The organism is Thioclava marina, assembly GCF_002020135.1.
Lineage (GTDB): Bacteria > Pseudomonadota > Alphaproteobacteria > Rhodobacterales > Rhodobacteraceae > Thioclava > Thioclava marina.
In genome coordinates, this window is the sequence record NZ_MPZS01000001.1 from 1,198,300 (window position 1) to 1,212,412 (window position 14,113).

11 protein-coding genes are annotated in these 14,113 nt (G+C 65.2%); 3 read left to right on the forward strand and 8 right to left on the reverse strand.

The window, feature by feature from the left end:
- Nucleotides 1-135: 135 nt before the first annotated feature.
- Nucleotides 136-2,637: a GcvT family protein gene (locus BMG00_RS05775; protein ID WP_078573630.1), complete on the reverse strand. Its 2,502-nt coding sequence runs from the start codon at nucleotides 2,635-2,637 to the stop codon at nucleotides 136-138.
- A gap of 428 nt (nucleotides 2,638-3,065) precedes the next feature.
- On the opposite strand from BMG00_RS05775, the gene BMG00_RS05780 reads away from it, so the two are divergent.
- Nucleotides 3,066-4,178 carry a PRC-barrel domain-containing protein gene (locus BMG00_RS05780; protein ID WP_078573631.1) on the forward strand — a complete coding sequence of 371 codons (1,113 nt, stop codon included), beginning with the start codon at nucleotides 3,066-3,068 and terminating at the stop codon, nucleotides 4,176-4,178.
- An 81-nt stretch (nucleotides 4,179-4,259) separates the two neighbouring features.
- Here BMG00_RS05780 and BMG00_RS05785 read toward each other — a convergent pair whose 3' ends face one another.
- Nucleotides 4,260-5,246, reverse strand: a complete 987-nt coding sequence (locus BMG00_RS05785) for a 2-hydroxyacid dehydrogenase (protein WP_078525327.1) — start codon at nucleotides 5,244-5,246, stop codon at nucleotides 4,260-4,262.
- A 185-nt stretch (nucleotides 5,247-5,431) separates the two neighbouring features.
- Between BMG00_RS05785 and BMG00_RS05790 the strand changes: the two genes are divergently transcribed.
- Complete coding sequence (locus BMG00_RS05790; protein ID WP_078525329.1) at nucleotides 5,432-6,100, forward strand: SH3 domain-containing protein; 669 nt, start codon at nucleotides 5,432-5,434, stop codon at nucleotides 6,098-6,100.
- A 49-nt stretch (nucleotides 6,101-6,149) separates the two neighbouring features.
- Entirely contained in the window at nucleotides 6,150-7,034 is an 885-nt protein-coding gene (locus BMG00_RS05795; protein WP_078525331.1) for a cation diffusion facilitator family transporter, read from the forward strand.
- A 101-nt stretch (nucleotides 7,035-7,135) separates the two neighbouring features.
- On the opposite strand, the gene BMG00_RS05800 is transcribed toward BMG00_RS05795, so the two are convergent.
- From BMG00_RS05800 to BMG00_RS05825, 6 genes are all read right to left on the reverse strand, one after another.
- Nucleotides 7,136-9,157 carry a M3 family metallopeptidase gene (locus tag BMG00_RS05800; protein ID WP_078573632.1) on the reverse strand — a complete coding sequence of 674 codons (2,022 nt, stop codon included), beginning with the start codon at nucleotides 9,155-9,157 and terminating at the stop codon, nucleotides 7,136-7,138.
- 37 nt (nucleotides 9,158-9,194) lie between these two features.
- On the reverse strand, nucleotides 9,195-10,256 hold the full coding sequence (locus tag BMG00_RS05805; protein WP_078573633.1) for a HesA/MoeB/ThiF family protein: 1,062 nt from the start codon (nucleotides 10,254-10,256) through the stop codon (nucleotides 9,195-9,197).
- Between the two features lie 3 nt (nucleotides 10,257-10,259).
- Nucleotides 10,260-10,730 carry a dUTP diphosphatase gene (gene dut, locus BMG00_RS05810; protein ID WP_078573634.1) on the reverse strand — a complete coding sequence of 157 codons (471 nt, stop codon included), beginning with the start codon at nucleotides 10,728-10,730 and terminating at the stop codon, nucleotides 10,260-10,262.
- Nucleotides 10,731-10,853: 123 nt separating this feature from the next.
- Entirely contained in the window at nucleotides 10,854-12,062 is a 1,209-nt protein-coding gene (coaBC, locus tag BMG00_RS05815; RefSeq protein WP_078573635.1) for a bifunctional phosphopantothenoylcysteine decarboxylase/phosphopantothenate--cysteine ligase CoaBC, read from the reverse strand.
- A gap of 58 nt (nucleotides 12,063-12,120) precedes the next feature.
- Nucleotides 12,121-12,933, reverse strand: coding sequence for a ChaN family lipoprotein (locus tag BMG00_RS05820; RefSeq protein ID WP_078573636.1), 813 nt, complete (start codon nucleotides 12,931-12,933; stop codon nucleotides 12,121-12,123).
- The gene (locus tag BMG00_RS05825) at nucleotides 12,930-13,808 is read right to left on the reverse strand and encodes an RNA polymerase factor sigma-32 (protein WP_078525343.1); all 879 of its coding nucleotides are present in this window, start codon (nucleotides 13,806-13,808) and stop codon (nucleotides 12,930-12,932) included. Before BMG00_RS05825 ends, BMG00_RS05820 begins: the two co-directional genes overlap by 4 nt.
- Nucleotides 13,809-14,113: the final 305 nt, after the last annotated feature.

Sequence of the window (14,113 nt, forward strand, 5' to 3'; positions counted from 1 at the left end):
TTCGGCGCGAGGGTAACGGGGCGCCCCCGGCAAGGCAATGCGGCGCGCACGCCCGCGCGGGAAGCTGCCGGTGAGGACACGACGTTGTGACCGACGAGAACGGCCAAGGGAAAGGGGGCAGCGCCCCCTGCCCACTCAGCCGTCGACGCGGATGCGGATGTTCGCGGGATCGTGCGGGCTGTCTTCGGTCACTTCGGCGGGGTAGTCGGCTCCGAGGATACGCACGCTCAGCTTCGTGCCGGGTTCCGCCAGATCGGGGCGCACATAGCCCATGCCGATCTGCTTGCCGAAGGTCACCGACCAGCCGCCCGAGGTCAGACGACCGACCCGCTCGCCATCAAGCTTGATCACTTCCTTACCCCACGGATCCGCGTCCTCGGGCCCGTCGATCAGCAGCGTCACGCATTTCGAGCGGATGCCGGTGTCGAGCATCGCCTGTTTGCCGGTGAAGTCCTTCTCGAGATCGATGAAGCGGTCGAGACCGGCCTCTTGCGGGGTCGCGTCGCGGCCAAGCTCGTTGCCGAAGGCGCGGTAGCTCTTTTCCTGACGCAGCCAGTTCTGGGCGCGCGCACCGACGAGCTTGAGCCCGTGCTTCTCGCCCGCCTTGACCAGCAGTTCCCAGAGGTAGCGCGACATCTCGACGGGGTGGTGCAATTCCCAGCCAAGCTCGCCCGTATAGGCCACGCGCACCGCGCGCACCGGGCACATGCCCAGCTCGATATTGCGCATCGACAGCCACGGGAAGCGTTTGTTCGACAGCACGGTTTCCGGATAGGCGTCCTTTACCACGTCCTGCAGGATCGCACGCGCATTCGGCCCCGCAAGCGCGAAGACACCCCATTGCGTGGTGATGTCGTGGCAATCGACGTAATCGCCGCCCGCCGCGCGGAAATCCTCGATCGACTTGCGCAGGAAATCTCCATCATAGTCGGCCCACGCACCGGCCGAGATCAGGTAATATTCGTCCTCGGCCAGACGCACGATGGTGTATTCGGTGCGCGTCGTGCCCGCTTCGGTCAGCGCGTAGGTCAGGTTGATCCGGCCGACTTTCGGCAGCTTGTTGCAGGTGAACCGGTCGAGGAAGGCGGTTGCGCCGGGGCCGCGCACGAGATGCTTGGCGAAGGCGGTCGCGTCGATCAGACCGGCGGTTTTGCGGATCGCGCGAGCCTCGGCCTCGGCATATTGCCACCAGCCGCCCCGGCGGAAGCTGCGGCTGTCATGATCGAAGCTCGCGGGCGCATCCTTGGGCCCGTAATAGTTCGGGCGTTCCCAACCGTTGACCTGCCCCATCTGCGCGCCCTCGGCGATCTGGCGGTCGTAATTCGGCGCGGTGCGCAGCGGACGGCACGCTTCGCGCTCTTCATCGGGGTGGTGCAGGATGAAGACGTGCTCGTAGCATTCCTCGTTCTTGCGCGCGGCATATTCGGTCGTCATCCACGAGCCGTAACGCTTGGGATCGAGGCTCGCCATGTCGATCTCGGCCTCGCCGTGCACCATCATCTGGGCGAGGTAATAGCCCGTGCCGCCCGCGGCGGTGATGCCGAAGCTGAAACCCTCGGCCAGCCACATGTTGCGCAGCCCCGGCGCGGGACCGACCAGCGGGTTGCCGTCGGGCGTGTAGCAGATCGGACCGTTGAAATCATCCTTGAGGCCGACGGTTTCGGAGGTCGGCAGACGATGGATCATCGACATGTATTCTTCCTCGATCCGCTCCAGATCGAGCTGGAACAGGTCGGCGCGGAAGCTCTCGGGCACGTCATAGCAGAACCGCGCGGGCGCGTTGCGCTCGTAAGGGCCGAGGATCCAGCCGCCGCGCTCTTCGCGGACATACCATTTCGCATCGGCGTCACGCAGCACCGGGTGCTCGGGATTGCCCTCGGCGCGCCATTTCACCAGCGCGGGATCGGGTTCGGTCACGATGAACTGGTGCTCGACCGGGATTGCCGGGATCTTGATGCCCAAAAGGCGCGCGGTGCGCTGCGCGTGGTTGCCGGTGCAGGTCACGACATGCTCGGCGCGGATTTCGATCTCTTCGCCCGAGCCGACGAGGTTGCCGCCCTTCTCGACCATCTTCTCGAGCGTGACGACCCATTCCGAGCCGGTCCAGCGATAGGCGTTGACCTGCAGCTTGCGCGCGATCTCGGCGCCGTGCTGGCGTGCGCCCTTGGCCATCGCCTGCGTCACGTCGGCGGGGTTGATATAGCCGTCCTGCGGGTGGAACAGCGCGCCCACGAGATCTTCGGTGTTCAGAAGCGGCCAGCGTTCCTTCATCTGCGCAGGCGTCAGGAACTCGTGATAGACCTCCGCCGTATCGGCGACGCTCGAATAGAGTTTGTATTCGTCCATCCGCGCCTGGGTCTGCGCCATGCGCAGGTTGCCGCAGATCGAGAAGCCCGCGTTCAGACCGGTTTCCGCCTCGAGCGTCTTGTAGAAATCGACCGAGTATTTGTGGATGTGGGTCGTCGCGTAGCTCATGTTGAAGAGGGGCAGCAGACCGGCCGCGTGCCAGGTCGAGCCCGAGGTCAGCTCGTCGCGCTCCACCAGAAGCGTATCCCAGCCCGCCTTGGCCAGGTGATAGGCGACCCCGCATCCGACGGCACCGCCGCCAACGACCAGAGCTTTGACATGGGTTTTCATCGCGGGCTGTCTCCTTGGGGATCTCCGAACTCAGATTGCCCCGTTCGGGGCGCTCGGCAATCCGATCCGGGCGACATTCGCGCGACAAAAACGACATTGCATCGCGGGCGCAGCGCGCGTGACCGATCGCGGCGGCGCTTGCGACAGCCTCGCGCGACGAAAACCTGCGCGGCGATCCGCCGGACGCGACGGGCCGCAAGTCACCGGTTTGGGCAAGTTTCAGCCGCTTCCGCCGCCCGGGATTTGTCCTGAGACAAATCTCCCCGCGCATTCACGAAACCCCGCCATGGTTCCCCGAAAATTAAAAAATTTTTGCCTGTCCGGGACAGGAACTGAGCGCCGCGGCACGGGTTTGGTCACCATCTGACGGCGGCACAACCCGACGGGTCCGGAGCCGCCCGAACTCGCAAAAACCAAGGGAGACGAGAATGAAAAAGCTCATCACCACCACGGCCATCGGCCTCATGCTGGCGCTGCCCGCGGCGGCGGAAACCAAAACCGACGTTCAGGTGACCTCGCCCACCGATTCGGCGCAGGTCAATGTCGAACAGGGCACGACCAATGACATGTTCTTCAAGGCGATCCCGCATTCGATCAGCGCCTCGGGACTGATCGGCAAGCGCGTCTATGTCTCGGAGGCCGCGATGGACCCGAGCGAGGCGGTGAAGGCTGCCGACCAGAACTGGGAAGATATCGGTGAGGTCAGCGATGTCGTGATCGACATGAACGGCAATGTCGACGCGGTGCTCGTCGATGTGGGCGGCTTCCTCGGCATTGGCGAGAAGACCATCGCGATTTCGATGGGCTCGCTGCGCCTGATCCCCGATGGCGACACCGAGAACGCCTATTTCGTCGTGATGAAGGGCGACAAGGCGATGCTCGACCAGGCGCCCGCCTATGAAGGCAACATGCAGACGAGCTGGGCCGACACGAGCGAGACCGAAGCCACGATGAACAAGACTGGCGATGAAGCCGAAGCTTCGGCTGAATCCGCGGGTCAGGCTATGGATGACGCCGCCGATGCGACCAAACAAGCGGCCTCGGATGCGGCGGACAAGACCAAGGCGATGACCGAGGAAGCGGCGCAAAACACCGAGCAGGCGGCGCAGAACGCCGGCGAGGCGATGGGCGATGCCGCCGACAAGGCGGAGGCCGCGACCAAGGACGCGGCGGCCAAGACCGGCTCGGCGATCGACAATGCCGTCGACAGCACCGCGGCTGCGGTCGGCCAGGCCGGTCAGGCCACGGCTGAGAGCGGCAAGCAAGTCGACATCGCTTCGGTCGATCCCGACGTGCTTCGCGGCGAAGGCGTCTACGGCCCGAACGATGACAAGGTCGGCGATGTCTCGGAACTCGTGACCGGTCCCGATGGCTCGATCCAGGGCGTGGTGATCGACGTGGGTGGCTTCCTCGGCATCGGCGCCAAGCCGGTCCAAATCGAGGCCAACCAGCTCACCGTGCTGCAAGACGACCACTCGATTACGGTTCATACCGACCTGACCGAGGAACAGCTCAAGCAGATGCCGAAATACGAAGGCTGAGCTTCAAGAGAGTGATGGAGAGCGGGGGTGACCCCGCCTCCAAGACGAAGGCCCCGGGCGAACCCCGGGGCCTTTTGTCCATCACACCATCGAGGGCACGACGAGATCCGGCGGGCGGTGCCCGTCGGCATAGGTCTTGATGTTCACGAGAACCTTTTCGCCCATCTCGATACGCCCCTCGACCGTGGCCGAGCCCATATGTGGCAACAGCACGACATTTGGCAGCTCGCGCAGGCGCGGATTGACCTCGGAGCCGTGCTCGAAGACGTCAAGCCCCGCCCCGGCAAACTCGCCCGCACGCAGCGCCCGGGTCAGCGCGTTCTCGTCGATCACCTCGCCGCGCGACGTGTTCACGATCACCGCCTCGGGCTTGAGCATCTTCAGGCGACGTGCGTTCAGAAGATGGAATGTCGAGGGCGTATGCGGGCAATTCACCGAGATCACGTCCATCCGGCTCACCATCTGGTCGAGGCTGTCCCAATAGGTCGCCTCCAGCTCGGCTTCGATATCGGGATGGACCTTGGTGCGATTGTGATAGTGGATCTGCATGCCGAACGCCTTGGCGCGACGCGCCACCGCCTGACCGATCCGGCCCATCCCCAAAATACCTAGCCGCTTGCCGCCGATGCGGTGCCCCAGGAAAGCCGTGGGCGCCCAGCCCTGCCAGTTGCCCGCCTGCATATGGGCAAGCCCCTCGGGGATGCGCCGCGTCACCGCGAGCATCAGCGCAATCGTCATATCGGCGGTGTCATCGGTCACGACGCCGGGCGTGTTCGACACCAGCACCCCGCGCTGACGGGCCGAGGTCACGTCGATATGATCGACCCCCGCGCCGTAATTCGCGATCAGCTTCAGCTTGTCGCCCGCCTGCGCGATCATGCTCGCATCGATCTTGTCGGTGACGCAGGGCACGAGAACATCGGCGCGCATCATCGCATCGACCAGCTCGTCGCGGCTCATCTTGCGGTCGTCGTGGTTGAGTTCGACGTCGAACAATTCCTTCATCCGGGTCTCGACAACCTCGGGCAGGCGTCGCGTCACGACAACACTCAGGCGCGGTGCGGGCATCTCGGGCCTCTCCTCTCTTCCATCGCTGGGCTCTTGCATGCAAACTGCCCATCAACGCGGGCAGGCACAAGGCCCGGAACGAGCAGAAATGGCCCGAATCGACATGAAGGCGTAATTTTATTGCGCGCCGAAATGCCGACGAGCCGCGAAGGGCGCGGGATCGGGCCGTGGACATGGGGCAAGCAATGACGGTCAGCAAGATCTTTGCGGCGGTTTCCGGGATCGCGATTCTCGTCGGGGCGACCTGGAGCGTCTCGGGCGGCAATGCGCAGGCGACGTCAAAGGCGCAAGGCGCGCCCGAACAGACGACCGTGCAGACCTCCGAGGTCGCCGACACGACCGCCCCACAGCCCAAACCCCAGCCCAAACCGGAATCGGTCCAGCCCGGGCCAAGCACGCCCGAGGTGCAACTCTCGGCACCGGTCGCGCGCGGTCCCGTCACACACTTGCCGCTCCCGCGCTATGTCTCGCTCAAGGGCGGCAAGGGCAATGCCCGGCGCGGCCCCTCGCTCTCGCATCGCATCGACTGGGTCTTCACCCATCCAGGCATGCCGTTGCGCGTGACCGCGGAATTCGGCCATTGGCGTCGCGTCGAGGACAGCGAGGGCCAGGGCGGCTGGATCCATTACACCCTGCTTTCGGGCGTGCGCCATGTGATCGTGACGCAGGATATGGTTGACCTCCACGCACGCCCCGACGAAAAGGCCGAGGTTACCGCCAAGGCCCAGATGGGCGCGATCGCACGACTCGGCGCGTGCAATCATGACTGGTGCGAGATCGAGGGCGGCGGGGCCGATGGCTGGCTTCGCAAGGCCGCTCTCTGGGGCGTGGACCCCGACGAGACGCGTGACTGATCCGGGCAGCCGCGCTAGGTAAAGCCGCGGCAAGGAGTCCGAAGACAAGATGGCCTATTCCAACCAAGAGCAGCGGATGAACGCCTCGGCGGGTCTCGCCTCGGTCGGCACGGCGGGCCTGCTCGTCGCGATCAAGGCCTGGGCGCTGTGGCAGACCGGGGCGCTCTCGGTCGGCGCGTCACTGGCAGACAGCGCGGTCGATCTGGTGATCTCGGCGGCGGGGCTGGTGGCGATCCTTTATGCCGCGAAACCCGCCGATGACGATCATGCCTTCGGACATAGCTCGGCCGAGGATCTCGCAGCCCTCGGGCAGGCGCTGATCGTGCTGGGCTCGGCCGCGGCGATCGGGATTGCCGCAGTCCGGCGCCTGCTGTCCCCCACCCCGCCCGAACTGGCCGCTCAAGGGGCGGGCATCGCGGTGATGATCGCCTCGGCCCTGATCACGGCAGCGCTGGTCTGGTGGCAGGGCCGCGTCGCGCGTTCGACCGGCAACAAGGTCGTGGCCGCCGACCGGCTGCATTACGTGGGCGACCTGCTGCCGACGCTGGGCGCGATCCTCGCGCTCTGGCTGTCGCATGATTTCGGCTGGAGCGATGTCGACAGTATCGTCGCGCTGATCGCGGCGGCGATCATGCTGTCGGGCGCGGGGCGGATCGGTGTTGGTGCCTGGAACGCGCTGATGGACCGCGCCGCGCCCGATGACGTGATCGAAGGCATCGCCGCGATCGCCCGCGACTGGCCCGGCGTGCGTGGCTTTCACGACCTCAAGACCCGCACAGCCGGCGCGCAGATCTTCGTGAACCTGCATATCGAGCTCGATGGCGATCAGACGCTGGAGGAGGCCCATGACATCGGCGCTGCCCTCAAGCGCGCCATCGTCGAGGCCTATCCGCAGGCCGATGTCATCATCCACAAGGATGTCTATCGCAGCTGAGCGTCGAGGGGGCGCCGCCCCCGCGCTTCGCGCCCCCCGGGATATTTCCAGCAGTTGGAACGCAGGAGCCTCGCCGGAGGCTCTTGCCCCGCGCCGCCCGCTCAGGCGGCGGGATCGAGCAGACCACGGCCTTTCAGAAGCGGCTCGACGCCGGGCATTCTGCCACGGAACTCGGTATAAAGCTCTTCGGGCGGGCGCGAATTGCCGGCCGAGAGGATGAAACGCTCGAGCTTGGCCGCCGTCGCCGCGTCGAACACATCGCCCGCCTCCTCGAAGGCCTCGAACGCGTCGGCATCCATCACTTCCGACCACATGTAGCTGTAATAGCCCGCCGAATAGCCGTCGCCCGAGAAGACATGTGAGAAATGCGGGGTCGCGTGGCGCATCCGGATCGCATGCGGCAGCCCGATCCCGGCGAGAACCTCGGCCTGTTTTTCCATCGGATCCTCGGGCGCCGCGCCCTCGTGGAAGGCCAGATCGACCAGCGCCGAGGCCAGATATTCCACCGTCGAGAAGCCCTGATCGAAGGTGGCGGCGCCCTTGAGCTTGTCGCGCAGCGCCACCGGCATCGGTTCACCCGTCTTGTAATGGCGGGCGTGCTTTTCGAGCGTCGCGGGCACGTCGAGCCAATGTTCGTAAAGCTGGCTCGGCAGCTCCACGAAATCGCGCGCAACGGAGGTGCCCGAGAGGAACTGATAGGTCACGTTCGACAGCATCTGGTGCAGCGCGTGGCCGAATTCATGGAACAGCGTGCGCGCATCGTCATGGGACAGAAGCGCCGGATCGCCCTTGGCGAAGTTGCACACATTGACCACGATCGGCACCGGCGCGCCGCCGAGCTTGCGCTGCGAGCGCATCGCCGAACACCAAGCGCCCGAACGTTTCGAGCCGCGCGCGAAATAGTCGCCCAAGAACACGGCCAGCACGTCGCCGTTGCGCGAAACCTCCCAGCCACGCACATCCGGGTGGTAGAACGGCCCCTCGATTTCCTTGAACTCCAGCCCGAAGAGGCGGTTCGCGGTGTCGAACGCCGCGCCGATCATCGCGTCGAGCGACAGGTAAGGCTTGATCTGCCCCTCGTCGAAATCATGCTCGGCCACGCGGCGTTTCTCGGCGTAGTAGCGCCAGTCCCAGGGCTCCAGATCGCCGTTGATCCCGTCTTCGCGCATCATCTCGGTCAGCTTCGCGGCATCCGCCTCGGCCGCCGCCTTGGCAGGAGCCCAGACCCGCATCAGCAGATCGCGCACCGCCTGCGGGGTCTTCGCCATCTCGGGTTCGAGCTTGTAGGCCGCGAAGCTCTCATACCCCAGCAGCTTGGCGCGTTCCTCGCGCAGCTTCAGGATCTCGGCGGCGATGGCGCGGTTGTCGGTCTCGCCCCCATTCGCGCCGCGCGCGGTCCAGGCCTCATAGGCGATCCGGCGCAATTCGCGATTGGGCGAGAATTGCAGGAAGGGCACGATCAGCGAGCGCGAAAGCGTGAGCACCGGGCCTGCCTCCCCGCGTTCCTTGCCGGCCGCGCGCGCGGTGTCGATGACGAAATCGGGCAGGCCTTCGAGCTCGTCCTCGGCCAGAGGGCGGAACCATTCGCTCTCATCGGCCAGAAGATTCTGGCTGAACTGCGTGGTGATCGTCGCGAAACGCTGCTTGATCTCCTTCATCCGCTCGGCCGCCGCCCCCTCCAGCCCCGCGCCGGCGCGGGTGAACATCTGGTGATACTGTTCGAGAAGCCGTGCCTGTTCGTCGCTCAACCCGAGGCTGTCGCGCGACTGCCAGAGCTCGTCGATGCGCGCAAACAGCGCCTTGTTCATCGTGATTTCCGAGGAAAACGCCGCGAGCTTCGGCGCCAGATCGCGCATCAGGGTCTGCCGCGCGGGCGTCGCATCGGCACCGGCGAGATTGTAGAACACACCCGCCACCTTATCGAGCGCACCTTCGGCCAGTTCCATCGCCTCGATCGTATTGGCGAAGCTGGGCGGCGCGGCGGTTTCGGCAATGGCAGCGACATTCTCACGGGCTTCCGCGAGCGCCGCGTCGAAAGCAGGGGCGAAATCCTCGTCGGAAATCTTTGCGAAGGGCGGCAATTCGTAGGGGCCGGTCCAGTCGGAAAGAAGCGGGTTGGTCATGGCGGGTCTCCTTTGACGGAGAAGCTAGGGCCTGCCCTCAGGAATGACCATCCCCCGCCGCGGGCCCCGGGCCGCATACCGCGCAATCGGCGCGGCGCTTGACCCCGATCTGGCGGCTCTCTCCCCAGAGCGCGTCATAAATCATCAGCCGCCCGCGCGCGGACTGGCCCGCGCCGGTGATCTCCTTGATCGCCTCTGCGGCCATCATAGCCCCGACCACGCCGGGCAGCGCGCCGACCACCCCGGCCTCGGCACAAGAAGGTGCCAACCCCGGCGCGGGCGCTTGCGGGAAGACGCAGGCATAGCAGGGCGCGCCACGCGCGGGATCGTAGAGCGAGAGCTGCCCTTCCCATTGCGTGATCGCGCCGGAGATCAGCGGCTTGCCCGTCGCCACGCAGGCGGCGTTCACCAGATAGCGGGTGTCGAAATTGTCGGTGCCGTCGAGGACGAGATCGTATTCCGAGATCAGCGCCTCGGCATCCTCCGCCGTCAACCGGCGGTTAAAGGGCCGTATCTCGATATGCGGGTTGAGCGCAGCCATCGCCTTTTGCGCCGAAAAGACCTTGGGCATCCCGATATCGGCGTCGCGATGGATCACCTGCCGCTGCAGGTTGGAGTTCGACACCACATCGTCATCCACGACCCCGATCTGTCCCACCCCGGCGGCGGCGAGGTAAAGCAGCGCGGGCGAGCCCAGCCCCCCGGCCCCGATCACCAGCACTTTCGCCTGTTTGAGCTTCTTCTGCCCCGGCCCGCCGATCTCACGCAGCATGATATGGCGGGCGTAGCGGTCAAGCTCTGCCTCCGAGAACGCGCCGGGCTTGGGCACCGTTTTCGGCTCGGGATCGGCGGCGCGCGCGCGGATGGCACGCAGGAGTTTGCGATAAATGAGAACGAGAGCGACCAGAACGCCAAACCCGAGCCAGGCCGCGAGCGATCCCCCCAGCACCCGGCCGATCGGGGCGAAACCGGGGATCGGCAGATGGGCGATCACCAACGCGGCCCAGACCAGAACGAGCATGCCGGAAATCGCACGCGCCGAGGCCTTGAGCACCAGTCCCAACCCCACGATCGCCGCCAACAGGACCAGTCCGAGCATCGCTTACCCCTTGCCGGTCGAGCCGAACCCGCCCGCGCCGCGCGCCGTCTCGCCGAGCTCTTCGATGATTTCGAAGCGCGCCTGCACGACCGGTGTAATGATCGCCTGCGCGATGCGTGCGCCATGTTCTATCAGGTAAGGCTCAGTGCCAAGATTGATCAGCAACACACCCAGAGGCCCTCGATAATCGGCGTCGATCGTGCCGGGGGTGTTGGGCAGGCTGATGCCATGTTTCAGCGCCAGACCCGAACGCGGCCGGATCTGCATCTCGAAACCCTCGGGGATCTCGACGCGCAAGCCCGTCGGGATGATCGCGCGCTGCATCGGGGAAAGCATCATCCCGGAGGCGCGGTCCTCAAGGGCAAGATTGGCGCGGATATCTGCGCCCGCCGCCCCGTGCGTCTCGTAGCGCGGCAATGCGATTTCGGGATCGGCCCAGTCCTCGCGCAGCACCTTGATCGTGGGTGTGTTCACTGTCGCTCTCCTGCCCCGCCTTGCGCGGGTGTCACTTGCGGATGCCTCCGGCGGGGATATTTGGACCAATTCGAAAGATGCACGTGGCTTCGAATTGGCTCAAATATCCCCCGCGGAGCGTCCTTACTCTCCAGATGCGCTCAAGGCCCGCGCGATGCGCGCAGCGAGCCGCTGGGCGACCTCCGCTTTGCTCATCCGCTCCCAGCTCTCGGCACCCTTTGCGTCGATGATCGTCACCGCGTTCTCGGTTCCGCCCATGATCCCCGTGCCGGGGCTCACATCATTGGCAACGATCCAGTCGCAGCCCTTGCGGGCGCGCTTTTCGGTGGCGTGGCGGGTGACGTCATGGGTCTCGGCGGCAAAGCCCACGACGAGGCCGGGGCGGCCCGTTTTCATCTGCGACACGGTCGCGAGAATATCGGGGTTCTCGGCGAAATCGAGCGCGGGCAGGTTGCCGGTACCATCCTTCTTCATTTTCTTTTCCGCCGCATTGGCGACGCGCCAATCGGCCACGGCCGCCGAGAAGATCGCGGCATCGGCGGGCAGCGCGGCTTGTACGGCTTCGAGCATCTCGCTGGCGGTCTCGACCTTGATCACCTTCACGCCATCGGGCGGCGAAACAGTGGCCGGGCCGGTGACGAAACTCACCTGCGCGCCCAGATCACGCAGCGCCGCCGCCAGCGCCGTGCCCTGCGCCCCCGAGGAACGGTTCGCGATGTAGCGCACCGGGTCGATCGGCTCATGGGTTGGGCCGGAGGTCACGAGGATATGGCGGCCTTTCAGCGGCCCGTCGGCAAGCGCGTCCTCTATCGCGGCCAGGATCTGCGCGGGTTCGACCATCCGGCCCTCACCGAACTCACCGCACGCCATATCGCCCTCGGTCGGACCCGCGAAAAGCACGCCATCGGCCCTCAAGGTAGCGATATTGCGCTGCGTCGCGGGATGCTCCCACATGCGCACATTCATCGCCGGCGCGATCAGCACGCGCTTGTCGGTCGCAAGGAGCAGCGTCGAGGCCAGATCATTGGCCAGCCCGTTCGCCATCTTCGCCATCAGATCCGCGGTGGCCGCGACCACGACGACCATATCGGCCGCGCGCGAAAGCTGGATATGGCCGATCTCGGCCTCGTGGGTCAGATCGAAGAGATCGGAATGCACCGCTTCGCCCGCGAGTGAGGACACCGTCAACGGCGTCACGAATTCGGCCCCGGCCTTGGTCAGCACCGGGCTGACGGCCGCACCCGCGCCCCGCAGGAGCCGGATCAGCTCGGGCGCCTTGAAGGCCGCGATGCCGCCGCCGATGATCAACAGGATGCGTTTGCCCGCAAGCATTTGCCCCTCCGCATAAACTCCCCAAAGGGATAAGCGCCGGGGCGCAGCGGCGCAAGGTTCACTTGAAGGCGGCGCAGGGGTCCTCGCGCGGCGTGGGCGGGGTGACGATCCACAGATCGTAGGGCAACGCGCCGGTCTCCTTGCCCGGCTCGGCCTCGACCTGCCCCAGAGCGAGCACCTTCGCCGCGGGGTCGGCCTCGCGGATCAGGGCAGGCACGGCGAGGTCGGTCTTGGCATGGCCCGAGCCGGTGATGACCGCGACCGGGCCGCCGGTTTCCTTGAGCGCCTGAAGCGCGGTGCGCGCAAAGGCGGCATCGCGGAAGCGCTGCGCCGCAACCATTCCGGGCAGCATCGCGGGCGGCAGCGCATTGCAGTGATCGACCTGAGCTTCGTCCTCAAGCGTCTTCTGAAGATCTTCGGGATAAGGCTGGTCGAGCCCGTAGGCGGCAGCATCGGCGCCAAAGATCTCTGGCAGCGGCTCGGTCATCGCGGCGCGCACCACGTCGCGCGGCTGGGCAGCGCCGTAGATCTTCGCATCGCCCAGCGCCTCGAAAATCGGATAGTATATCGCGAAATCGGGCCAGCCCGCCTGCTCCCAGCCCAGCGTCATCCCCAATGCCTTCTCGTCCTTCAGAAGCGCGGGCGTGATCTTGGCCGCCTGCCCCGGCGTGAGCTGTTCGAAGACCACGGCCCTGGGTTTCAACGCCCGGATCGCGCGGGCCTGATTGAGGTGATGCTGCGGGTTGTCGTGGATTTCGCCCAGCACAACGACATCGCCCGAGATCGCGTCAAGCGCCTCGGGCGTGACCTCCTCGGCGAGAACCGGAGAGGCGAGAGCGAAGGTGATAAGACCGAAGAAAAGCCGCTTCATACGAAGAAGCTTTGCACCTCGCCCTGATGCGTTTCAAGCGATTTGCGCATCTTGCCGAAGGCCTGCGCCTCGAGCTGCCGGATGCGCTCCTTCGACAGGCCCAGCTCTTCGCCGAGGCTTTCGAGCGTGCGCGGATCTTCGATCAGGCGGCGCTCGGTCACGATATAACGTTCGCGGTCGGTCAGCGTCTGCATCGCTTCGCCAAGCCAGACGCGCATCGTCTCGCCGTCATGGGTCTCGGCCACGGCCTCTTCGGGGCTCGCACCGTCATCCTCAAGCGTGTCGACCCATTCGCGGCCCTCTTCATCGCTCGACTGGGTGGCGTTGAGCGAAAAATCGGAGCCCGAAAGGCGGCCTTCCATCATCTCGACATCCGCGATCGGCACGCCGATCACTTCGGCGACGCGCTGACGCAGCTGCATCGCATCGAGTTGCTGACCCTCTTGCGCGGCTTCGCGCGAGAGCTGCGCCTGCACCCGGCGCATGTTGAAGAACAGGGCCTTTTGCGACGAGGTCGAACCGGTGCGCACCATCGACCAGTTGCGCATCACGAATTCCTGGATCGACGCCTTGATCCACCAGACCGCATAGGTCGAAAAGCGAACGCCGCGCTCTGGGTCGAACTTGTCGGCGGCCTTCATCAGGCCCAGCGAGGCTTCCTGGATCAGGTCGTTCATCGGGGCGCCGTAGCGGCGGAATTTGGAGGCCATGGAGATCGCGAGGCGCATATAGGCAGTGACGAGCCGGTGGAGCGCCTGTTCGTCACGTCGATCGCGCCAGGCGCGTGCAAGTTCCGCTTCGGTTTCGGCATCGAGGAACTCCGCGCGCATGGCTTCGCGCGGAAGGGTTTCATCGGTCATACCATCAAGTGCCATTTACCAATCTCCCTGGGTCTCCCGCCCATTTGGACGCAGCCTAATGCGAGTGGCTGCATTGCTCTTACAATCCGCTTCTCATGAAAAGGTTCCTCACGGAAATGTTGATTTTGAGCTGTAACTTTGTGCGCAGGCTGCCCTTGACGCGTGAATTTTGTAAAAAACAATGGGATTTCAAATTCATAAGCCATGCTTACCGTATGATCTTGAGCGCCACATATCGTAAGCCTGCTCACGAATACTTGACCGGCTGTAACGCTGCGCCATACGAACCTGCGCAAGAATGCGAAATTGGTTGTGCAATC